This is a genomic window from Helicobacter aurati (assembly GCF_003364265.1).
Lineage (GTDB): Bacteria > Campylobacterota > Campylobacteria > Campylobacterales > Helicobacteraceae > Helicobacter_A > Helicobacter_A aurati.
Genome location: NZ_NXLW01000019.1, coordinates 19,337 through 39,727, shown reverse-complemented (window position 1 = coordinate 39,727; position 20,391 = coordinate 19,337). Strand labels below are relative to the sequence as shown.

At 36.0% G+C, this 20,391-nt stretch carries 21 protein-coding genes; 10 read left to right on the top strand and 11 right to left on the bottom strand.

Annotated elements, in window-relative coordinates; all coding sequences use genetic code 11:
• The coding region (locus tag CQA66_RS08180; protein ID WP_115582596.1) for a flagellin at window positions 1–1,189 on the top strand (1,189 nt) is incomplete at its 5' end.
• A 152-nt stretch (window positions 1,190–1,341) separates the two neighbouring features.
• Here CQA66_RS08180 and CQA66_RS08175 read toward each other — a convergent pair.
• Window positions 1,342–2,283, bottom strand: a complete 942-nt coding sequence (locus CQA66_RS08175; protein ID WP_104763392.1) for a methionyl-tRNA formyltransferase — start codon at window positions 2,281–2,283, stop codon at window positions 1,342–1,344.
• A gap of 185 nt (window positions 2,284–2,468) precedes the next feature.
• Between CQA66_RS08175 and ccoS the strand changes: the two genes are divergently transcribed.
• The 7 genes from ccoS (at window position 2,469) to uvrC (ending at window position 9,032) form a co-directional block, all read left to right on the top strand.
• Window positions 2,469–2,666, top strand: coding sequence for a cbb3-type cytochrome oxidase assembly protein CcoS (ccoS, locus tag CQA66_RS08170; RefSeq protein WP_104763391.1), 198 nt, complete (start codon window positions 2,469–2,471; stop codon window positions 2,664–2,666).
• A 33-nt stretch (window positions 2,667–2,699) separates the two neighbouring features.
• Window positions 2,700–3,656 carry an NAD(P)-binding domain-containing protein gene (locus CQA66_RS08165; protein WP_104763390.1) on the top strand — a complete coding sequence of 319 codons (957 nt, stop codon included), beginning with the start codon at window positions 2,700–2,702 and terminating at the stop codon, window positions 3,654–3,656.
• Between the two features lie 166 nt (window positions 3,657–3,822).
• Window positions 3,823–4,626: a 3'-5' exonuclease gene (locus CQA66_RS08160; RefSeq protein ID WP_104763389.1), complete on the top strand. Its 804-nt coding sequence runs from the start codon at window positions 3,823–3,825 to the stop codon at window positions 4,624–4,626.
• A 9-nt stretch (window positions 4,627–4,635) separates the two neighbouring features.
• Window positions 4,636–5,442 carry a class I SAM-dependent methyltransferase gene (locus CQA66_RS08155; RefSeq protein ID WP_233707767.1) on the top strand — a complete coding sequence of 269 codons (807 nt, stop codon included), beginning with the start codon at window positions 4,636–4,638 and terminating at the stop codon, window positions 5,440–5,442.
• An 83-nt stretch (window positions 5,443–5,525) separates the two neighbouring features.
• Window positions 5,526–6,695 (top strand): succinyldiaminopimelate transaminase, encoded by a 1,170-nt coding sequence (locus CQA66_RS08150; RefSeq protein ID WP_104763388.1) that lies wholly within the window; start codon window positions 5,526–5,528, stop codon window positions 6,693–6,695.
• Window positions 6,696–6,697: 2 nt separating this feature from the next.
• Window positions 6,698–7,339, top strand: coding sequence for a cyclic pyranopterin monophosphate synthase MoaC (locus CQA66_RS08145; protein ID WP_104763387.1), 642 nt, complete (start codon window positions 6,698–6,700; stop codon window positions 7,337–7,339).
• A gap of 16 nt (window positions 7,340–7,355) precedes the next feature.
• A complete protein-coding gene (gene uvrC, locus CQA66_RS08140) occupies window positions 7,356–9,032 on the top strand; it encodes an excinuclease ABC subunit UvrC (protein WP_233707766.1) in 1,677 nt (558 codons plus the stop codon).
• 129 nt (window positions 9,033–9,161) lie between these two features.
• On the opposite strand, the gene flgK is transcribed toward uvrC, so the two are convergent.
• The 4 genes from flgK to CQA66_RS09325 form a co-directional block, all read right to left on the bottom strand.
• A complete protein-coding gene (flgK, locus tag CQA66_RS08135) occupies window positions 9,162–10,982 on the bottom strand; it encodes a flagellar hook-associated protein FlgK (protein ID WP_104763385.1) in 1,821 nt (606 codons plus the stop codon).
• A gap of 14 nt (window positions 10,983–10,996) precedes the next feature.
• The gene (locus CQA66_RS08130; RefSeq protein WP_104763384.1) at window positions 10,997–11,437 is read right to left on the bottom strand and encodes a hypothetical protein; all 441 of its coding nucleotides are present in this window, start codon (window positions 11,435–11,437) and stop codon (window positions 10,997–10,999) included.
• A gap of 205 nt (window positions 11,438–11,642) precedes the next feature.
• The gene (locus CQA66_RS08125) at window positions 11,643–11,906 is read right to left on the bottom strand and encodes a flagellar biosynthesis anti-sigma factor FlgM (RefSeq protein WP_104763383.1); all 264 of its coding nucleotides are present in this window, start codon (window positions 11,904–11,906) and stop codon (window positions 11,643–11,645) included.
• Window positions 11,907–11,971: 65 nt separating this feature from the next.
• Complete coding sequence (locus CQA66_RS09325) at window positions 11,972–12,139, bottom strand: hypothetical protein (protein WP_158657028.1); 168 nt, start codon at window positions 12,137–12,139, stop codon at window positions 11,972–11,974.
• A 231-nt stretch (window positions 12,140–12,370) separates the two neighbouring features.
• Between CQA66_RS09325 and CQA66_RS08120 the strand changes: the two genes are divergently transcribed.
• Window positions 12,371–13,630: a peptidoglycan DD-metalloendopeptidase family protein gene (locus tag CQA66_RS08120; protein ID WP_104763382.1), complete on the top strand. Its 1,260-nt coding sequence runs from the start codon at window positions 12,371–12,373 to the stop codon at window positions 13,628–13,630.
• A 273-nt stretch (window positions 13,631–13,903) separates the two neighbouring features.
• Here the strand turns inward: CQA66_RS08120 and CQA66_RS08115 are convergent, their stop codons facing one another.
• On the bottom strand, window positions 13,904–14,650 hold the full coding sequence (locus CQA66_RS08115; protein WP_104763381.1) for an efflux RND transporter periplasmic adaptor subunit: 747 nt from the start codon (window positions 14,648–14,650) through the stop codon (window positions 13,904–13,906).
• A gap of 39 nt (window positions 14,651–14,689) precedes the next feature.
• On the bottom strand, window positions 14,690–16,096 hold the full coding sequence (locus CQA66_RS08110; RefSeq protein ID WP_104763380.1) for a TolC family protein: 1,407 nt from the start codon (window positions 16,094–16,096) through the stop codon (window positions 14,690–14,692).
• A 322-nt stretch (window positions 16,097–16,418) separates the two neighbouring features.
• Between CQA66_RS08110 and CQA66_RS08105 the strand changes: the two genes are divergently transcribed.
• Window positions 16,419–16,991, top strand: a complete 573-nt coding sequence (locus CQA66_RS08105; protein ID WP_104763379.1) for a UbiX family flavin prenyltransferase — start codon at window positions 16,419–16,421, stop codon at window positions 16,989–16,991.
• A 16-nt stretch (window positions 16,992–17,007) separates the two neighbouring features.
• On the opposite strand, the gene CQA66_RS08100 is transcribed toward CQA66_RS08105, so the two are convergent.
• Genes CQA66_RS08100 through CQA66_RS08085 form a run of 4 tightly spaced genes read right to left on the bottom strand, consistent with a single transcriptional unit; the run spans window position 17,008 to window position 20,383 of the window.
• Window positions 17,008–17,586, bottom strand: a complete 579-nt coding sequence (locus CQA66_RS08100) for a hypothetical protein (RefSeq protein ID WP_104763378.1) — start codon at window positions 17,584–17,586, stop codon at window positions 17,008–17,010.
• Between the two features lie 26 nt (window positions 17,587–17,612).
• On the bottom strand, window positions 17,613–18,380 hold the full coding sequence (locus CQA66_RS08095) for an MlaD family protein (protein WP_104763377.1): 768 nt from the start codon (window positions 18,378–18,380) through the stop codon (window positions 17,613–17,615).
• Between the two features lie 15 nt (window positions 18,381–18,395).
• Window positions 18,396–19,172 (bottom strand): ABC transporter ATP-binding protein, encoded by a 777-nt coding sequence (locus CQA66_RS08090; protein WP_104763376.1) that lies wholly within the window; start codon window positions 19,170–19,172, stop codon window positions 18,396–18,398.
• Window positions 19,169–20,383: an MlaE family ABC transporter permease gene (locus CQA66_RS08085; RefSeq protein WP_104763375.1), complete on the bottom strand. Its 1,215-nt coding sequence runs from the start codon at window positions 20,381–20,383 to the stop codon at window positions 19,169–19,171. The genes CQA66_RS08090 and CQA66_RS08085 overlap by 4 nt, the downstream gene beginning before the upstream one ends.
• Window positions 20,384–20,391 lie beyond the last annotated feature (8 nt).

Sequence of the window (20,391 nt, the reverse complement as noted above, 5' to 3'; positions counted from 1 at the left end):
AGGTCTTGATATGATTGGTAATACTACTTCTTTCAATGGTCAGAAGTTACTCTCTGGTTCTTTTACAAACAAAGAGTTTCAAGTTGGTGCATACTCTAATGAATCTATTAAGGCTTCAATTGGGGCAACAACAAGTGATAAGATTGGGCAGGTGAGAGTTTCTACAGGTGGATTAATTACGGCAGCCAATACGGTAAACATCACATTCAAAAACGTAGACGGCGTCAATGATGTCAGACTACAATCTGTAAAAATCTCTACAAGCGTTGGAACAGGTATTGGTGTTTTAGCTGAAGTAATTAATAAAAACTCCGATAAAACAGGTATTCGTGCAGTGGCTAATGTCATTTCAACTTCTGATGAGATGATTAAGTCTGGAACTATGTCTAATATTATTATCAATGGTATAACCATAGGGGATGTTAATAACATTAAGGCTGGGGATTCTGATGGTCGTTTAGTGCAAGCATTTAATGCTGTTACTAATCAAACAGGCGTTGAAGCCTACACAGATGAGAGAGGTAGATTGAATCTTAGAAGTGTCGATGGTCGAGGTATCAAAATCTCTATTGAGAAAAACCAAAAGGGACAAGATGGTAAAGTGGCAGAAGTTTCAGTGCGGTCTCTAAATGGCGGACAAAAATTAGAAGGCAAAGGCTCTGAAAACTATGGACGATTGTCTCTTACAAGGCTTGACGCACGGGATATTGTTGTTATGTCTGCAGCCAATGCGAAAGAACCCTACAAGGCTTTAGGCTTTGATAACAAACGAGTAGCTAAAACGGTTGTAAACTTGCGCGACACTATGGGCGAATTTAACAAAGATGTGAAGTCTGCATCTGGCGCAAACTATAATGCTGTTATTGCAAGTGGCGGTGCTGCAATGGGTGCTGGTGTTATGACTTTGCGTGGCGCAATGGTTGTTATGGATATTGCAGAATCTGCTACAAAGATTCTTGATAGAATCCGAGCTGATTTAGGTTCTGTGCAAGGACAAATGATTTCAACAGTTAATAACATTTCTGTAACACAAGTCAATGTTAAAGCTGCTGAAAGTCAAATTAGAGAAGTAGATTTTGCTCAAGAATCTGCAAACTTTAATAAGCTGAATATCCTAGCGCAATCTGGTAGTTTTGCAATGAGTCAAGCAAATAACGTACAACAAAATATTTTACGATTACTACAATAGCAAAACCTTAAATTGCATGGTATTAAGTTGATGTCGTCTCCTTTCCTCTCGTAAAGAGAGGATATATTCTCATGTTTCTAATATTTCAAATTACTCGCTTATAAAAACACTACAAATATTTACTTTTATAATTCTTATTGCCATTAATTAAATTAGCATAATGTATCCCCCACTTTCAATCCTTTTGATTGCAAAAAGCTTAAGGCACTCATTTTCGGCTTATTTTCTGGCGTTACTGCGCTTATCCATAATTTTCCTCTTGTACATGACAACGAAAAGCGATTTTGCTTGGAATCTATTTCTAAGATTGTGCCTTTTGGAAAATGTGATTCTAAGGGAGTCTCTTCATATCCCGTTATTTCATTAATTTTTAACATGCCATATTGGCATACAAGACTAATTCCTCTATCATGAAGGGCTAGGTATCGTAAGTAGCATGCCTTGGCATTTTCGAGGTTAAGGATACCGTCTTTTTTCTGTAATTTTGTGCAATAGGTGGCTTGCGTGTGCTCTTGTGCTTGTCTTGTAATAACGTTATTCTTAAGGGAATTGAGCACAGAATCCAAGAGCTCTATGCTGTGGGGCACTAGTGTTTTAAAAACCTCCTCTAGTAGCTTTTGCTGTACCTGTTGTTTATGTATTGTCTTTGTGGCAAGAATATCCCCTGTGTCTAGCCCCTCATCCATTGCAATAACCGTTAAGCCAAAATGCAAGTAGTCGTTGATGATGCTGTGTTGCACCGGGCTTGCTCCACGAAAATAGGGCAGAATCGAGCCGTGTAAGTTCAGGCATAAATAGGTGCTTGTAACGGTCTTTGGCAGAATCTTTCCGTAAGCTACTACTATAATAGCCTCTATCGCATGTTGTGATTCTATTTGTTCAAGAATGGCTGGAATTTCTTGCGCTTTTATTGGTTGAAAGCATGGTATATCGTGGATAATGCAGTACTGCTTCGTTTCGGGGGCTTTTAGAATCTTTTTTCGTCCAAAGGGTTTATCTGTTTGTGTTATCACCCCAAGTATAGTATGTTTAGTATGCAATCCTTCCAAAATATCTTTTGCAAATGTTGGTGTTCCCAGAAAGACAAGATTCAATCATGCTCCTTTGTTGTTATGTATTAAGTCCATATTCTACTCAAAATCTTTATTGATTATGTTTCTATGTAGCAATGCTTTAGAATTTCCTAGCGGATAATTAAAGTTAGCAAGACTCTCTAAAGAATAAACTTTCTAGCTTTAATTATTTTAGATACAATTCATGCTATTTTGAGGAAATTAGCATGAGTAGTTGGGTAGTAGCGTTAATGCTCGGAGTTTCGCTTTGCATGGGATTTTTAGGGCTAGTGGCTTTTTTGTGGGGATTAAAAAACGGACAATTTGACGATAAAGAAAGAATGATGAGAGGTGTGCTATTTGATGATACAGAGGATTTAAATAGTGCGCATCTTTCTGAGAAAAATCACACAACAAAAAAATAACATGTAATCTATTGTATAACGAAAGGAATAATTATGAAGCATTATGAAGTTATCATTATTGGGGCAGGACCAGGCGGAATTGCAAGCGCGATTGAATGTAAAAAATTTGGCATAGAGAATATTCTCTTGCTTGAAAAGACAGATAAGATTTCGGCTATGATTCGTGAATATTATAAAGATGGGAAACGTGTAGATAAGGACTATAAGGGACAAGTTGTCGATTTAAAAGGACATATAGCTTTTGATGATGGCAATAAAGAAAGTACATTAGAGCTTTTTGCAAAGCTGCTGCTAGAGAATGGTGTTGAAGTTTCTTATCATTCTGAAGTTGAACAAGTAAGTCGAGTAGATTCTGGTTTTGTTGTAAAAAGCGGGACAAAAAGCTTTGGAGCAACCTTTGTTATTGTTGCCATTGGTAAAATGGGTAAACCCAACAAGCCACAATACCCCATTCCCGTAAGCCTTAGAAAAAAGGCAAACTTTAATATTAATGAATGCGTGGCGGGTGAGGAAATTTTGGTTGTAGGCGGGGGAAATTCCGCGGTTGAATATGCTACTTATCTTGCGAGTATTACAAAGACAACGCTTAATTATAGACGCAGTGAGTTTACTCGCATTAATAGTGAAAATGCACGTGAATTAGAAAAAAGCTTGCAGCATGGTTTGATTGGTAAATTTGGCGTTGATATTCAATCATTAGAAGATGATAATGGTAGATTCAAAGTAAATTTTGCAGATGATTCTAGTACGCACTTTGACAGGATAGTGTATGCTATCGGAGGAGTAGTTCCATTGGACTTTTTAAAGAAATGTGGCATTGAAGTAGATTCTCATAACGTGGCATCACATGATAAAAAAAGCAAAGAAAGCAACATTGGCAATCTTTTTGTGGTCGGCGACATTCTCTATAAAAACGGTGGTTCAATCGCAACGAGCATGAATGATGCCTATGATATTGTCAATACGATTAACACGCGACGCAATGCGTGAATTATGAAGGATTTTCAGAATGTTATTTCTGCGCCATATTTTTAAGTTGATGATTCCTCTAGCTTCTACTCCTGCCTTTCGTGTGGAATAGTTACTATTTGGGTGATTTGCTGTTAGTGTCTTAATTACACAAAAGCTTGATTGTGTTTGTATAAAGGAGAAAAATATGATTTGCGTATTTGATATTGAAAGCGTCCCCGATATAGAACTTTTACAGCAGATATACGGTTACAGTGGAGATTCTCTTTCTATTTGCAAGCAAGCAATGAAGACACAGGAGGAAAAGAGCGGCTCCTCATTTCTGCCACTTAGCTTTCATAAAATTATTTCCATAGCTAGTGTATTAGCGGATGATTTTGGCAATTTTATTAAAGTAGGACATTTTGCAAGAAACACAGGCATAGAAAGTAGAGAAGAGGTATTGCTGCAAGAATTTAGTACGTTTTTAAACAAACAAAATCCACGTTTAGTAAGCTTTAATGGCAGAGGATTTGACATGCCATTAATCGCTCTTAGAGCATTAAAGTATAATATTAATCTCTCGAGTTATTATGAGGTAGATAATATGCAGTTAAACAAAAATAAGTGGGAAAATTATCGACAGAGATATAGCGAAAGATTCCACTTAGATTTATTTGATGTACTTGGGAATTATGGCGCAACACGAAGCTTGGATTTAGATTCTGTTTGCAAAATGGCTGGAATTGTAGGTAAATATGAGATACATGGGGAGCAAGTATTCGAACTTGTTTTTGACGAAGAGAATCTTGAGAAAGTAGACTTTTATTGTCAAAGTGATGTGCTTAATACCTATTGGCTTTTTTTGAAGTTTGAGCTTACAAAAGGCATGTTGCAGCTTACACATTATCTTGAAAATCTCGATAAAATGCGTGGCAGTCTTCCGCAAAATGCTCCTTACAGAGAGGCGTTTCTTACGCATATTACTAAAGAAATACAAAAATATTCATAAAGGACGTATATGTGGCTCAATCAACCGTTATCCGAGACGCTGCAAATGCAATTAGTCATTCATAATAAATTTGCTGATTATAAAGCTGATTCCATAAGTGTTGAACTCTTTGATTCTTATGCGTTTGGGCAAATAGCACTCGTTCATTATAAGGATAGGGTGCAGCATAATCAAGAGATATTGGTTGAAAGGTTTGTTAACGCGCAAAATGAGATGTTAACTTACATTCCCTATTGTGTACATCCTTGGGCTAAACGCGTGTTGCTGTACGGCACGTTGAATTGTGAGATTGCTTATTTGTTTGCGTTGCAAGGACTGGAAGTAGATATTGTGCTTCCTAATAAAGAGGCACTTTATACATTAAGTGGCTTTTTGCCTCATTTTAAGGCAATAGAACAGCATAAAAATATTGCTTTTTATGCGAATTTTTCAAGTCTCAAGAAAGCAGATTATGACATTGTATTGCATTTGGGTGAGGTGAAAGAGCATGAATTAGATGCGTTAGGGAAGCTTTCTAGCAAGGAGGGTATTGTGATTTACCGATTGGTGAATTTGTATTTAGAGCCTAGTTTGGCTCTGCAGTTTCTTGATAAAGCAAAAGCTTTTTCTCATATTCTTATGCCGTTTGTTATTTCTTGTTTAGAAAATAGCTTTTTTGTTTTTGCTAGCAAGAGATTCCATCCGTTGGCTGATTTGTTGTTGCAAAGAGTTGATATGTTAGAGAATCTTACGTTTTATAATGCCCATTTACATAATAGTGCTTTTAGGTTACCTACTTTGATTCAGAAACTTACTGCGCCTTATGTGAAGAATTAGTTTACATGTGGCTTTGTTCTTCAAGACTTCTTAAGGACAAAATTATTATTATGTAAGTATTGAGATTTGTTTAAGGATTACGTGTGCATTTTAATCCCTATCCCTTTGAGAAATTACGCAACCTTTTGAGTGAATGTCAACCACAAAAAACAGGTATAAACCTTAGTATAGGAGAGCCAGCGTTTGAGTCTCCTGGCTGTGTGGTTGATGCTATTAAAACGCACGCTTCAAGCATTCGATATTATCCCAGTGTGCAAAATGAATTATTGCAAGCGCAACAGGCATTTGTTGCAAAGAGATTCTGTGTAGACATTTGCGACAAAGAGATTGTTCCTACTTTTGGCTCAAGAGAGGTTCTTTTTAATTTTCCACATTTTCTTTGTCTTTCGCGCAAACTAAAATCCAACAAAGCAACTATTGCGTTCCCCAATCCATTTTATCAGATATATGAAGGCGTGCAAATTGCAAATAACGCAAATGTAATTTATATGCCACTCACAAACGAGAATAATTTTAAGCCAAGTTTATCGCGTGAAGATTTAGCACGTGTTGATATAGTTATTCTTAATTCGCCTAATAATCCTACGGGGCAAGCTTTAAGCATAGATGAATTAAAACAATGGGTAAGATGGGCTTTGGAATATGACGTGGTAGTTATTAATGACGAATGTTATAGTGAAATTTATGAGGGAATGCCGACAGCAAGTATTTTAGAGGCAAGTATTTTAGAATCTCCTAATGAACGGTTTAAGAATATTTTTGCAATTAATTCTCTTTCAAAAAGACTTTCAGTTCCAGGTCTTCGTAGTGGATTTATTGCGGGAGATGGCGAAGTGTTGCAAGAGTATAAGGTGTTTCGTAATTATGTTGGTATTAGCATGCCGCTAGTATTGCAGCAGGCAAGCATTATAGCATGGAGAGAGGAGAAGTATGCTAATTACATTAGGGGTAAATTTGCCGCAAATTTGGCGTTAGCTAGAGAAATTTTTCCTGATTGTTCTGTTTTCCCTTATGCTTTTTATCTTTGGCTGCCTATCCATTCACAAGAGCAGACCAACGATTCGATAGATGAGGATTTTGTTAAGGAACTTTTTGTGCGTACCGGGCATAAAGTCTTGCCGGGCTCGTATTTAGGTAGGGAAGGTGCTGGCAAAGGATTTGTTCGTATTGCTCTCACTCAAGAAGAGCAAACCATGAGAGATGTCCTAGTCGAGATACGAGCAGTATATGATGATTTTATTTGCAAGAAGTAATAATGATGAATGCAGAAGCAACCTCTTATGGTAGTATTATTCTTCAGGGTGAGCTATTTCTTAACATTTTTATAGACAAAAGACAACAAGATTCTATTTTTCAAACTGCCACTACAACAGGCATATATGCTGTTAAGCAGACAAGCAATGTTTTTCCTTTATGTTATCCTAAGCAGCTTGACAATGTAGATATGATTATTACAATGTTAGGACAAGACTGTGCATTCTTGAAGTATTCTGCAGATTCTGTAATTTATACCGATAAGCAAGGCACTTTTTATTCTGATGGTATGCGTTGTAGTGAAGAATCACAACGCGAGAATATTAACGAACAACCTTTAGATACGACAAGCGCTAAGTCGGGGTCACAAATTAATCGAATCAATAGGGCAATGCAAAAATTTCAATCGTTGCAAGCCGAACAAATTGACATGATGAAAGCAAAATGTAAGCAGGCGCATAGTGATGGTCCCCAAGTTTTGACTATAAAGACCATAGTGCGTGCGAAAGGTAAGAATCAGCCTATTATAGAATCAATGTACGCAACGAGTGTAACGTTATTGAGTTTATATGATAGTTTACACATGCTTCTTAAACACAACAACGCATCGCTTACAATCTCTCAAATCCAATTAGAATCCTAGTATGTGTAGCCGCGCTTTGCTGTTTCAACAACTTAAGGAATTGCCCTCTCAAGCTGGTATCTATCAATATTATGATAGGGACAATAAATTGCTCTATGTGGGTAAGGCAAAGAATCTCAAAAAGCGTATCACAAGCTATTTTACTAGGGATTTAACACCCAATCCTCGCAATAGCCCTAGAATCCAGAAAATGATAGCGCAAACATATACACTTCAAACATTTGTCGTAGAAAATGAGAGAGATGCATTAATCCTTGAAAACTCCCTTATCAAATCACAGAATCCAAAATACAATATTCTTTTACGAGACGATAAAACTTATCCTTATATTTGTATTGATAGAGAGGATAAATATCCACGTTTTATTATTACAAGACGTATTGAAGGTAAAAAAGGGCTGTTGTATTTTGGACCTTATCCACGAGGTGCAAAAGAGATTTTGCGCAGTTTGTATGAGATTTTTCCTTTGGTACAACAAGCAAATTGCCTTAGAGGCAAAAAAGCTTGCTTATATTATCAGATTGAGAAATGTCTTGGTGTTTGCGAGTTTAAAAAAGATGAGGGGATACAGTTGCAATATCATGCACTTGTAAAAGAAGCAATAAAACTTATGCAAAACAAATATCAAATGCAGCATGAATTGCAAAAACGTATGTTAGATTTTGCTAACAAGGAATTATTTGAACAAGCACAAGCATGTAAAGATTGCATAGAGATTCTGAATGGGTTGGAGCATTTTTCAACTTTTGATTTAAAGAAGTCATATCATGCTGACGTATTAAGCTTTGTAATGCGAGATAAAGAGGGAATCCTTTTGAAGCTTTTTGTACGTAACGGTAAAGTTGCTAGTACTTACCATATTTTTGTGCGATATGGAAATTCCCATACTGAATCTGACGGTGAATTTGAATTAGAAATTTATACTCAAGCGTTATTAAAGACTATGCACGATAAAACATTAGCCCAAGAAATTATCATTGCCAATATTACAGAATCTCATTTTGCAGTATTGCAGCAAATGTTTCGTGAGGGCTTGCAGGGGTCTCTTCCTAAGCTTGTTGCGCCAAAAAGAGGTATAAAATCACAATTAGCCAGAATCGCCAATCTCAATGCTACGCATTTGCTCAATGAAAAAAAAACATTTTCTTTGCATGAGAATGCGATTATTGCGAGCATTGCAGAGCTCTTTTTGCTAGAAAGGGAAATTTCTATTATAGAAATCTTTGATACTAGCCATCACGGCGGCAGTTTTTGTGTGGGGGCTATGGTTAGTTATAGCAATAATGGTTTTTGCAGAGAGAACTATAGGCATTATAATCTTAGCGGCAAAGATGAGTATTCGCAAATGCGCGAAATGCTTATTAGAAGGGCGTCAAACTTCGATTCTCTAAGTCCCCCAGACTTATGGATACTCGATGGTGGTAAGGCGCAGATTGCTATAGCGTTAGAGGTTTTAGAATCTAGTAATGCCAATACAGAAGTATTGGCTATCGCGAAGGAAAAAAGGGATTCTAAAGCCTATCGCGCCAAGGGAGCAGCCAGAGATATTGTACGTTCGAGGGATTTAGAGCTACGGTTGGATTCTAAGGATTCTCGTTTGCATTTTTTACAAAAGTTGCGCGATGAAGCCCATAGATTTGCCATAACGTTTCATAGGAACAAGAAAGCAACTTCTTTTCGTTTGCATGATTGATGTTATACAAGAATATAAGCAAAAGATTCATTAAGAGAGTGAAGCAGAGATTCATAACAAGCTTTGTATTTGGCGTATAGCGATACAAGAATAGCTATAAGAAATTTATACTTAATATACAGAAAGAATCTATTGTTTAATGCCCAATAAAGTTTCAATCATTCTATCAATTGTTGTAATGACTTTTGCGTTTGCCGCATAACCGCCTTGAAATTTAATGAGATTCACCATTTCTTCGTCTACGCTTACTTGCGAAATAGCTAGATGTTCTTTTTTAATTGCTTCTAAGACACTCTTTTTAGTGTCTAATGTAATCTTTACTTCTTGTGTTTGATTGGCAACTGCACCTGTGGTGAGCTGGTAAAATTCATTGAGCTTCATGTGCTTCTTATCAAGTTTGTTTTGATAAAATTCAACCTTTTCATATTGCAATTGTTGCATCATGTTTGCTACATCGAAATTCCCACTAACAGGCATAAGCCACGGTCGAATCTTTGTGGAATCTTTGCGATATTCATATTCCAAGTTAATGCTGCTCGCATCATTTCCCGAAAAGAATCTGTTGATTCCAAATGCTCCAGTAAAGTTAGTGCCATGGTCTTTTAATCCCACATAAAGACCTTTAGTAGGATATTTTGAAGTGATTTTAAATTGCCTAGAATTATCATCATAGTATGCGGTAAAATAGTCATCAAAATCGTCTAGGGCATTATTATTCTTATTGTCGTCTGTATTGGCGTTGATTTGTTTGACAATATCGTCCATTGTCGTTGGCACGTCAATAATAATATCTTTTTGTGCGAGAACTTCTCCATTGGCATTATAGGCATAGAGCGTGAATTTACCCATTTTAATGTTGTAGTTTGTGTCTCTAAGTGCTTCGTTTTTATTAATCTCTAAAATATCGCCTTTGATTTCTTCTGTCCCGCTTTGTGCGTATATCGTATTTGTCGATTCAATAAGCCCTCTTGCAAAGCTATCGAGTAGATTCATATAATATTGCAGTTTACCTACCTTTGTGCCTTCATAGCCATTATTGTATAAATCAATAAGTGCCCCCGCTTTACCTTCATCGATTCTATCTGTAATGTCTACATCTTTAAAGTCATAGCCACGTATGTATAGCCGATTGAGTCCAGCTGCATTGTTGGTTTTATTGAGAATAATAGGATGGAAATTTGCTCCATCAACCATATTAAATCCATGCCCAATTATGAAGTTGTAATCTTCATCGAAATCAGCAGCTTGCGCACCCACAAGATTGTTTGCTTTTATTTTGTTTTTAAACACATTGCCACCCAATATTTCACGTAAACGAAATTCTAATTCATCACGTCTATCGCGTAGTTCATTGGCTTGCTTTAACGTAAGGCTATCTTCCATCTCTTTCATTTGTTTATTAATTTCGGCAATTTGATTACCCAATTTATTGGCATCATTGATTTGTGCTTCAAGTTCTTCGCTTTTTTTACGTTGTAATATAGTGAGCTTTTCTTTTGTATCGTTCAGGCTTCTTGCAAGAATCATTGCATTCTTTGCTAAGACTTGTTTTTGGGCAGTATCGTTGGGATTCTTAGCAATATCTTTCCACGAATTAAAATATTCCTCTAAGTCATTGTAAATTCCTACACCTTCCACATCAGGGAAGAATGTGCTTGTTTCGCGTAGTGTTGCGAATTCCGTGTCAAAAAAGTTATGTTCTGTTGCGGCTTTTGAGTATCTTGAAAATACAAATTCATCATGCAATCTTTGTATGGAATCAACACTCACACCACGTCCAAGATTATAATCAGGATAGTATAAGGGTTTTTCTGGGTGAACAATAACTCTTTGTCTTGTGTAGAATTCATCACTTGCATTTGCGATATTGTTACCTGTTACATCAACCATGAGTTGATGAGCGTGTAGACCTGTCGTACTTGTATGCAGTGCAGATAAAATACCACCCATGTGCTTCTCCTTGCTTAAACTTCGATTCTCAATAATTGGCTTTGCTGCGCACGGCTTTTATAGTCTGCTTTTTCACGAGGGATAAGCCTATCCGCAATAGAAGTGTAGAATTCACTTACCGCAAATGCTATATGGGCATAGTGCCTATTGAGAGATTTGAGCTCTTCTAATGCTTTACGCATGTCCGAGAGTAAGTTGTCTGCCTTTTCGTCTAATATTTCAGTAATTTTTAAGTGCGGATGAGTTTGCGTTAATTGGACAATTTCTTGGTCGATTCTGTTCTTAGCATATTCAAACTCTTTGACAGCAACTGCTTTTGTATTGCTACGATTAAATATCACTTCATGGTTGGCGAGTTTTATATCTTCTATATCTTCTTGTGTGAACTGAATAAGGGAGTGTAAAATATCAATTGCTTCTCGCAAATACGTATGCAACAAATCTGTTTGTATCATTTTAAGCCTCAATGATTGAACAGACAGCCTTCTAGTATAAAAAGTATGATAGAGTATTATCAATAACCCTTGCAATACCCTAAATATACAAAGTCGTTAAATAGCCACATAGAAAGTTAATATTCGCAACTAACATCTTGTAGCGTAAGAATCTAAATCGTGAATTTAAACTCCAGAAACGCTCTTGTTAAAGTCTGCCTTTTATTCAGACATTAAGCAAGTTTCGTGCCATTTTTTCAGAAGTGGCAGCTAAATCGACTTTATAAGTTCCATTTTTGAGCTCTTCCTTAATTCGTGCAATTTTTTCGCTACGGGCTTTTTGTGCAGCATTTGATTCGGAAATTCTTTCTTGTTCAAGAATATTCCTATCCACGTTGTTTCTATCTTGCACATTGCGGTTAAGTTCATTCCTTGTATCCCTATTTTGCGCTTGTTGAATGGAAGCCATCACATTACTTGCAACTCTCATAATGTCTCCTTACATTATTAATCTCGTAAAAAATAATCGACAAATTTCACGATAATTTTATATATTTATTTGATTTTTTTGTTGATTTCTGATTGGAAATCTTCTACCGTCGTAACGGTGCCTTTTCTACCTCCTTCATAAGATGCAGCCCCTCTGTACGTGTAAAATGTCATAAAACCCACACCATATAGAAAGAGTATAAAAACTATTGTAGGGTAAATAAAGTCTCGCATAATAATTTGCCCCCCCCCCTGATAAACAAGGATAATGTTCCAATCTGCTCTCGCTATAACGATAAAGCCATAAATCTAAATAGCGGAGAATCTATTATTCTTTGGAATATGATATAATAAAGCTCTGCTCCAAATATTTACTAAAGAAACTAGCAAATATAATACCAACATTGTAACATAGTTCATTTAATTATTTGGTTGTTATTTTCTTCAACTAAGGAATCTTTGAGTATGCGTTTGTATTTTTTAATGTTGTGTTGTGTAGGATATTTTCTCGTTACTTTGCAAAACGTGCTAGCATCTGATATAACAAACAAACAAAGAGGATTCCATGCAGTTTATGCCGAACGTTTTAAATGGGAATATGGCTCTACTCTTTTGGGATTCCTGATAAAAAATGACATTCCAGAGAGTACTTATTACAGCCTTACTCCCGAAGATAAAGAATTAGTCGCAGATGTTAAAACAGATTCGGACATTTTTGTTGTTAGAGATTCAAGAGGCAAGTTATTGCAAGCCTTTCTCCCTTTAAATGCGGAAACACAAGTTAGAATCTTTTTTGATTTTTCTTCTAATCTTTATAAGATGGATATTGCACCCATAATTTCTTTGCACACAAAACAAAAGGTTGTTGCTAAGGTACAAGACGGGGGCGGACCTTCTAGTGCTCTTTATGCCGCTACACGAGATTCTAAACTCAATCAGGAATTTCTTGTAGCTTATAGGTTAAGGCAAATTATGCAAAAAGGAGACCGTGTAGCCATTGTTTATTATCGCAAATACCGTTTGGGTAAACCCATCGGGTCCCCGCAGATAGAATCCATAGCTGTAGAATCAAATAAGAAATTTCATTATCTCTTTGGATTTCAGAATCGTTATTATAGTGAAGATGGTAAAGAGATGGCAAGTTTCTTTTTAATTACCCCGGTCAAATATCGCCGTATCAGTTCAAGGTTTTCGTCAGGACGAAAACATCCTATTTTAGGTTATATAAGACCGCATTATGGAGTGGATTTTTCTGCACCAACAGGAACGCCAATTTATGCGGCTGGTGAAGGTAAGATTATTTTTGCGGGAATAAAGGGTGGTTATGGTAAAGTAGTTGAAATCCAACATTCAGGCGGCATTAAGACGTTGTATGCGCACATGAGTAAGATAGGTAGAGGTTCTAAACCCGGCGTGTTTATTCGTCAAGGTGCTTATATAGGAAATGTTGGCAGCACAGGACTTAGCACGGGACCGCATTTGCATTTTGGTGTGTATAAAAACAATACACCAATTAATCCTTTAGGGCAAATTAAGACGGCACGTAGTGAGTTAAGCGGGACAAATAAACGGGCATTTACGAAATTTGCTACCAATGCAAAAAAAGAAATTAGTGATTTTATTACCAACACCTTTATTGCAGAAGAAAGCGATTCGATAGTTATCCGCACTCTTATAAAGTCCCAAGATTCTGAGGCAGCAGAAAATGGCGATGAGGATGACTAATGGGCGTAGATAACCAATGTTATTGCGGTATGAAACTACTGAAATAAAACGTTAGTGTTGCTGTGTCGTAATGTCTCAATAAATATTATAAATCTAAATCTTAGGAGTCTACACAGAAATTATAAAGCAGCATCTTATAAACTAGCAGGTAAAAGGCAAATTAGCAATAAATTAGTAACTATTCGAGAGTAGTTCAACGGTGATTTTGCATTACCCAATTTACATTATAAGCATCTTCATAGAATTTTTGTGCTTATGAATTATTATTCAATTTTATTTTATCATAATATATCCGTCGCCAAATAGCCCCGGTTGTAAATCGCTTGGCGCACTCACCTCCGCACTTACTTTGCGAGTGTTAATATCCACAGCAGGATAGATTTTATAGATTTTTGATTCTCGTTCTGCCCCCTTACCGTCAACTTTATAGCGATAAATATCCCCTACTTTTACTAAGGGTAGGTATTTAGAATCAAACTGGATAATAAGTTTTCTTTCGTTGCTGATAAGTCTAAAAAGTTTCGTTTGATTTGCACCGACACCGTCGCCTAGTTCAATATTTTTGCTTGCTATGACTCCGTCAAAAGGAGCAATTAATGTTGTACGTTTTAATATTTCACTTTGATATTGCATGTTGTATTGCAAATTGTTGTATGTGCTTTCAAGATTCTTAAAGTTGGAGTAGTTTTGCTCCAAAGTGTTTTTGTCGATAGCATTTCCACTGCGCTTATATCTTTCATATTGGTTTTTTGCGAATATATATTGTGCTTTTGCTCCCTCAAGTTGAGCACGTTGCATGTTTACGTTCTGAATCTTATCTTCATTAGAAAGTGCAAGCAAAACGTCGTCTTTTTTGACTTCTGTGCCAACGTCCACGAAAATATGAGCTACGATACCGCTAGTATCCATCATAAGGTTAGCATCACGCACTGCTGCCACATTGAATATTGCATAAACTTTTTGCTCAACACATAAGGCAGGAAACAACGACACAAAGATAATTAATAAAACGTTTTTCAATGAATTCTCCTAGCAATCGATTTAAAGTATGGCTGATAATTACTGCACATACTTTTCGATTTCTTGCCCGCTATAAAAAATATAATTAGCTTTTTGTATTTCGTAGTTATTTAGGGCTTGAATTAAAGTAGATTCTGCGTCATATTTAGTGCTTAATGCCTGTAAATATTCGGTAAAGGTTACGAGATTTGCCTCATATCTTTTTTTCATATTGTCATAAGAAAGATTGGCTGATATAAGGCTTGTTTTTGCACTTGCAATCTGATTTTTTGCTACTTCTATTGCCTTACGGTAAAGCTCTTCATCTTTTTTTTGTTCATTTTTTTTATAAGAAAGTGTTTTTTCGTTAGCAAGAGTTGCGAGTGTGAAAGATTGTTTTTGCACACTTTGTCCAATTTTCGCGAAAAGCGCATAATTGAGAGTTACAGCAAAAGAATTATAATGATCAGCATACGTAGCCGCAAATCCTCCAATACCGCCTGAATTGGTTAAGAGTTGTTGGGCAAAGTTGGGAATCTGGATGTTGTACGTATAATTGTCTTGTAAAGAAAGTGTCGGAAAATAATGTAATTGCGCATTAAGATGCTTTTGTGCTTTAATTTGAAACTCAAGCGATTTAATGTCGCTTCTATTTTCTAATAGATAGGTTGGATCGGAGATATTGACTCGTTTAATATTGTTGATTGTCAAATTAGTCAAATATTCCAAGAGCAATTTGCTCTGGGTTAATGCTAATTGCGCATCATTGATTTGGTATTCCGTCAAAGAGGCTTGGGATTTTAAAGATTCTAAATCGCTAATAGTTTTTAGTCCTTGTTCGTAGAGTTGTTGCACTCTATTTACGTCGGATTGAATCTGTTGTAGCTTTTGCTGCAAGGTAATAAGCGTAGATTCATTATTGAAATATGTGTAGTATTGTTGTACTACTTGTAGATAAATATTTTGCTTAGCATATTTCGCGTCATAGAGACTCTTTTCTGCGGTTGCCCCCTTTTCCTTTATTGCTTGATAATTAGCATAATCAAGAGTCCAATTAAAACTTACCTGCACGTTTTGTGTTTGCCAACTTGTAGGCGTGCTAGCACTTACGTGATTCGCATTATATTGCACATTAAGTGTAGGAATGAAGTTCAGTTTTGCAAGTAGGTAGTCTTTTTGCGCCTGTTCGCTTAGAAGATTTTGTGCTTGAAGCGATAAATTATTATTTGCGCTATTGAGTAGCTCCTTTAAAGTGAGTCCATTAGCATTGTCTTTTTGCAGAATAGATTCTAGCTGGTTGGAATCTGCAGCAGCATTTTGCGTGTTGTCATGTCGCAAGAGAATACTAGCGGAGTCAAAGGAATTGTGATTGTTATTTCCCCAGAGAGATGAAAGAGAGAATAGGGCAAATAAAGAGATTGACAACAGTACGTATAAAATCGCAGTATATTTTTTATATAACGGCATTAAAAGCTCCCAAAAAACTAAAATAATTTATTACTTGTTTAGTATGCAATAATTTAGCACAATTCAAATCTGTTGCATAGTTTACTTAAAAATTATTGATGAGAGAAGCATTTGCATATACAACTATATTGCGAATGCTACTAATAAAAAGCAAATATTCGGCAATATTCTTTCTCTACGATATTTAGCAGTTTCAGTTTTGTACGAACTATTTTGCTTGGAGCTTTCTTGGTTAAAAATTCAATAGATTTTGTATAATTTATTTTTATTGAATCAATGTAAATAGTTGAGTCTCGCTTATGAATAAAGCGAAAGGAATATAATGACTGAACGGATACTTGTTTTGGGAATTAGTGGTGGTAGTTGTTTAGAATTAAGTTTGCATTTTATCAAGAAATTACCTTTGGATATTAAGCTATTCGTTGTGCCAAGTAAGAATGCTTATGCGCTTTGTCGCGCAGAAAAGAAACAGGATCTTAAGTGGCTTATTGGTAGTTTGCGAACACATAATTTAGAAATTCAAGATTCTCTTGGTAGTCCTTTGGCTAGCGGGAGTTTTCTTTTTGAATCATGTCTTATTTTACCGACAAGTAGCAATACTCTTTCGCGTATTGCAAGCGGAATCCAAGATAATCTTCTTACGCGTATAGCGGCTATATGTTTGAAAGAAAAACGAAGTCTTATATTGGGTATTCGTGAGATGCCTTTGAATGCAATTCTCTTAGAAAATATGGCAAAGCTTTCTTCGCTTGGTGTTTGTATTGCACCGCCGATTGTTGGATATTACAGTGATGTTATAGATTTAGAATCTTTACATAATTTTTTAGTTGGTAAATATTTTGACTTATTAAAAATACCTCACAATTTTTTCAGACGTTGGGAGGGAGTGAGATGACTTCACTTTATTAATATTAAGACATTTTGATTTGCGTCAATATTTTCTGTATAGATTCATTCATAGCATTTTGCAAAGATTTAACTGGATTGGAATCTTTTGTAGTAGTTATCACAATGCCGTTTTTAATACGTTTGGAATCAAATCCTTTAAGTTCATAATCCAGATAAACATACCCTGTGTAGTTTTGGTTTTGAGAATCTCTTTCTACATATAACTCATTGATATGTATTTGTAGGGTGTTGAGTTTTTGATTAATCGATGGGGTTTGTTCTACCTGTATACAAGCATTTAATCCTGCTTTAATAATGCTGTTGCGAATCATGTTTTTTGGTAAATCAATCCATTTATAGTAAGGGAGTATTTTGATTTGAGATTGTTCGTCATATACTAGAATATCTTTGCCATCGTATGGGGAAAGGATGGAAATATGTATTCCAAAAGAAGCATTCATAGCCTTGCAATGTGGTTCTAATTTAATATTATCGAGGCTGTAATATGCTTGCTCTGGAAGTACAGATTTGAGTTTCACAGTAATGCAACCTTGCAGTATTGTTGCGAGAACGGCAATACCAATGTATTGTATTAATTGCATATTATCTCCTTAAAAAGTCAAATAAATTAGTTGCGTTTTCCAAGCAGCGCATCATAGGGGTCTCTCTCTAGTCTATCAAAGAAGTGGCTTATTTTTTCTAAGAAGGTATTCAGTAAATAAAGGCTATCTTGTGTTTTATTGACGATAGGGATTAGAATCTCTTTGAAGTTAAAGTCTCCGCGTAATAAAGTCCTATCTAGATCCGTTATAAACTTATTTGCGTTAGCGAGCGTTTCGTCAAGACGGTCGCGAGTACTTTGAAAAGAATATAGTATATTAAGTACCTCGTCTAGTGTTTTGCTGTCTGTTATCACTTTAACATTGTGTAAAATTTGCTGTACATCGGCACTTATTCCTTCGGCATCGCCCATTAGTCTGCTTAGAGCATTTTTTGATAAAATGAGGTTCGCTTTAGAATCTTCGGCAATAATATTGCCATTTTCATTCTGTTTGAGCTTGAGGTAACCCATTCCTACAAATCCATCGGAATCAACAATCAATTCTGATCCTTCACGAACAGGAATTTTTTTGTTGATAGCGACGTCTAATTGTACGGTACCAATTTCGCCATCTTTGAATCCAATTCCGACTATGTTTCCCACAGTAATGCCTTTGTACTTTACTGGAGTATTTATGCTAATACCAGCAATTTCATCTTGAGTATAAACATGGTAGATTCTTACTCTTCTTTCGTCAATTCCAAATCTTCCAATCCAAAAAATAAAGGCAATCATGGCTATTGTCAAAGCACAAAAGATTGCACCAATTACCACATAGTTAATATTGCGCTCCATGTATTTCCCTATATCCTAATTATTAATGTGCTCTATTTTCCAATATTTTTCGCCTCTAGTAGAGTGAAAAAGGCTACCCTTATGTTTGCCAGCGTTTGCTTCGTTAGCAAATTCCTGAAGAGTTCCACTAAATTCAATTTTTTTATCTGCTAAGAGAATGAATCTGTTCGTTACATTTTTAATGCTATCTAGGTCATGAGTGATCATGATAATAGTTACGCCGAATTTTTCCTTTAAAGACAAGATGAGATCATCAAATTTGCATGCGTTTGCGGGGTCTAATCCACTTGTGGGCTCGTCTAAAAAAAGAATATCAGGTTCTGTGCTTAGAGCTCTAGCCAATGCGACACGTTTTCTCATACCGCCACTTAATTCATTGGCATATTTATTATAGATGGTGCTGTCGAGACCTACGGTTGAGAGCCAAAACTTCGCAATTTCTGGGTAGAGATGTGAGGGAAAATATGAGTATTCTTCTAAGAGGCTTGTTACATTTTCTAATACAGTTAGGGAACTAAAAAGTGCCCCAAATTGGAATACTACACCTATTTTTTGCATGATTGTGTGCTTATTATGATCTTTTAGATTCCATATATCCGTATTAAGAATCTTAATGTTGCCACTTTTTGGCCTGTGCAAGAAAATAAGTGTGTGTAGCAAGGTTGTTTTACCGCTCCCACTTCCACCAAGTATTGAAAATATTTCACCTTTATTGACATGGAAACCAATATTGTCGTGTATCATCGTTTCACCGTAGTAAGTGCATAGATTATTAACTTCAATGATTTTCATAGATTAAACCTTGTAAAAATAAAGGAGAAAATTGCGTTTGCCATGATAATCCAAAAAATTGCGTTTACTACGCTGATAGTTGTCATTCTGCCAATAGATTGTGTGTCTCCTTTGCATTCTAGCCCACGAAAACAACCTACAATTCCAATGATTGCACCAAATACCGGTGCTTTAACCACCCCTATCCAAAAATGCGCGATAGAAACAGTTTCATAGAATCTTTCTAAATACATTTCAAATCCTATATTCACACTTGTTTTTATAGCTACCATACCGCCAAATAATGCTACCGCATCTGCTGCGAAGACCATTAATGGCATGATAATGATTAGAGCCAAAACTCTAGGGATAATTAAGAAGTAAAATAGGTTGAGATTCATGACCTGCATGGCTGCTAATTCTTCTGTTAGTCGCATAGCGCCTAGTTGTGCCGTGAAGCTTGATGCACTGCGACCAGCTATTACTAGAGCCAAAATGAAAGGACCCATTTCTCGTAAAGCGAGCTTTGCTGTTGTGTCTACACTCATAATAGGTACTCCCATGGAATTAAGCTGATATGCTCCCTGTAAAGTAATAGCATAACCTATGATTAGAGATACTGCCAATCCTACGGGTAGGGCTTTGAATCCGTGTTCATAAATATGATATATCAATGAATTAAGTCGAAAGTTTGAAGGATTGAGACATGAAAGAGCAAAAAAGTGTAAAAACATGCCCATAAAATTAAAAAAAGCAAGAGCATTTTTATAAAAATCATAGCACCATTTACCCAGACTTTCAAAAAATCGAATGAGCATATTTTTTTGTGGTATTTGATGATTCAAATGGTGCGGTAATGTATTGGCTTGCTTCGTTTTAATTGTAGATGATTTATAAACAATGTTGTTGACAAAAACTTGATAAGAATCTGAAAGGAGAAAAGGCAATAATGACATAATCTGTGGGTTATCAACGTAAAGAAATATTTTATTAAAACGATGTGTTTGCAGTATGTCCTTAAGAAGTAACATAAAAATAATGCCCACTTTTGCTTGTTGAAAAAGAATGTGAATATTTTCTTGATATTTTTGTATTTGTGTATTTAGGGCATTAATATAAGCTTGTTTGACAAAGCTATCCCAATTCCCTTCTATTATTACGGTGCCGTTTGGAACTTGAACGTTGGTAAAATTATTACATAACAATTGCGCTTCATGATCTACAATGAACACAAGTTTTC

Coding starts and splice junctions, on each gene's coding strand:
- ccoS (WP_104763391.1), top strand. CDS start 2,469: ATGAGTAGTTGGGTAGTAGCGTTAATGCTCGGAGTTTCGCTTTGCATG.
- CQA66_RS08165 (WP_104763390.1), top strand. CDS start 2,700: ATGAAGCATTATGAAGTTATCATTATTGGGGCAGGACCAGGCGGAATT.
- CQA66_RS08160 (WP_104763389.1), top strand. CDS start 3,823: ATGATTTGCGTATTTGATATTGAAAGCGTCCCCGATATAGAACTTTTA.
- CQA66_RS08155 (WP_233707767.1), top strand. CDS start 4,636: ATGTGGCTCAATCAACCGTTATCCGAGACGCTGCAAATGCAATTAGTC.
- CQA66_RS08145 (WP_104763387.1), top strand. CDS start 6,698: ATGATGAATGCAGAAGCAACCTCTTATGGTAGTATTATTCTTCAGGGT.
- flgK (WP_104763385.1), bottom strand. CDS start 10,982: ATGGGTGGTATTTTATCTGCACTGCATACAAGTACGACAGGTCTACAC.
- CQA66_RS08130 (WP_104763384.1), bottom strand. CDS start 11,437: ATGATACAAACAGATTTGTTGCATACGTATTTGCGAGAAGCAATTGAT.
- CQA66_RS08125 (WP_104763383.1), bottom strand. CDS start 11,906: ATGAGAGTTGCAAGTAATGTGATGGCTTCCATTCAACAAGCGCAAAAT.
- CQA66_RS09325 (WP_158657028.1), bottom strand. CDS start 12,139: ATGCGAGACTTTATTTACCCTACAATAGTTTTTATACTCTTTCTATAT.
- CQA66_RS08120 (WP_104763382.1), top strand. CDS start 12,371: ATGCGTTTGTATTTTTTAATGTTGTGTTGTGTAGGATATTTTCTCGTT.
- CQA66_RS08110 (WP_104763380.1), bottom strand. CDS start 16,096: ATGCCGTTATATAAAAAATATACTGCGATTTTATACGTACTGTTGTCA.
- CQA66_RS08105 (WP_104763379.1), top strand. CDS start 16,419: ATGACTGAACGGATACTTGTTTTGGGAATTAGTGGTGGTAGTTGTTTA.
- CQA66_RS08100 (WP_104763378.1), bottom strand. CDS start 17,586: ATGCAATTAATACAATACATTGGTATTGCCGTTCTCGCAACAATACTG.
- CQA66_RS08095 (WP_104763377.1), bottom strand. CDS start 18,380: ATGGAGCGCAATATTAACTATGTGGTAATTGGTGCAATCTTTTGTGCT.
- CQA66_RS08090 (WP_104763376.1), bottom strand. CDS start 19,172: ATGAAAATCATTGAAGTTAATAATCTATGCACTTACTACGGTGAAACG.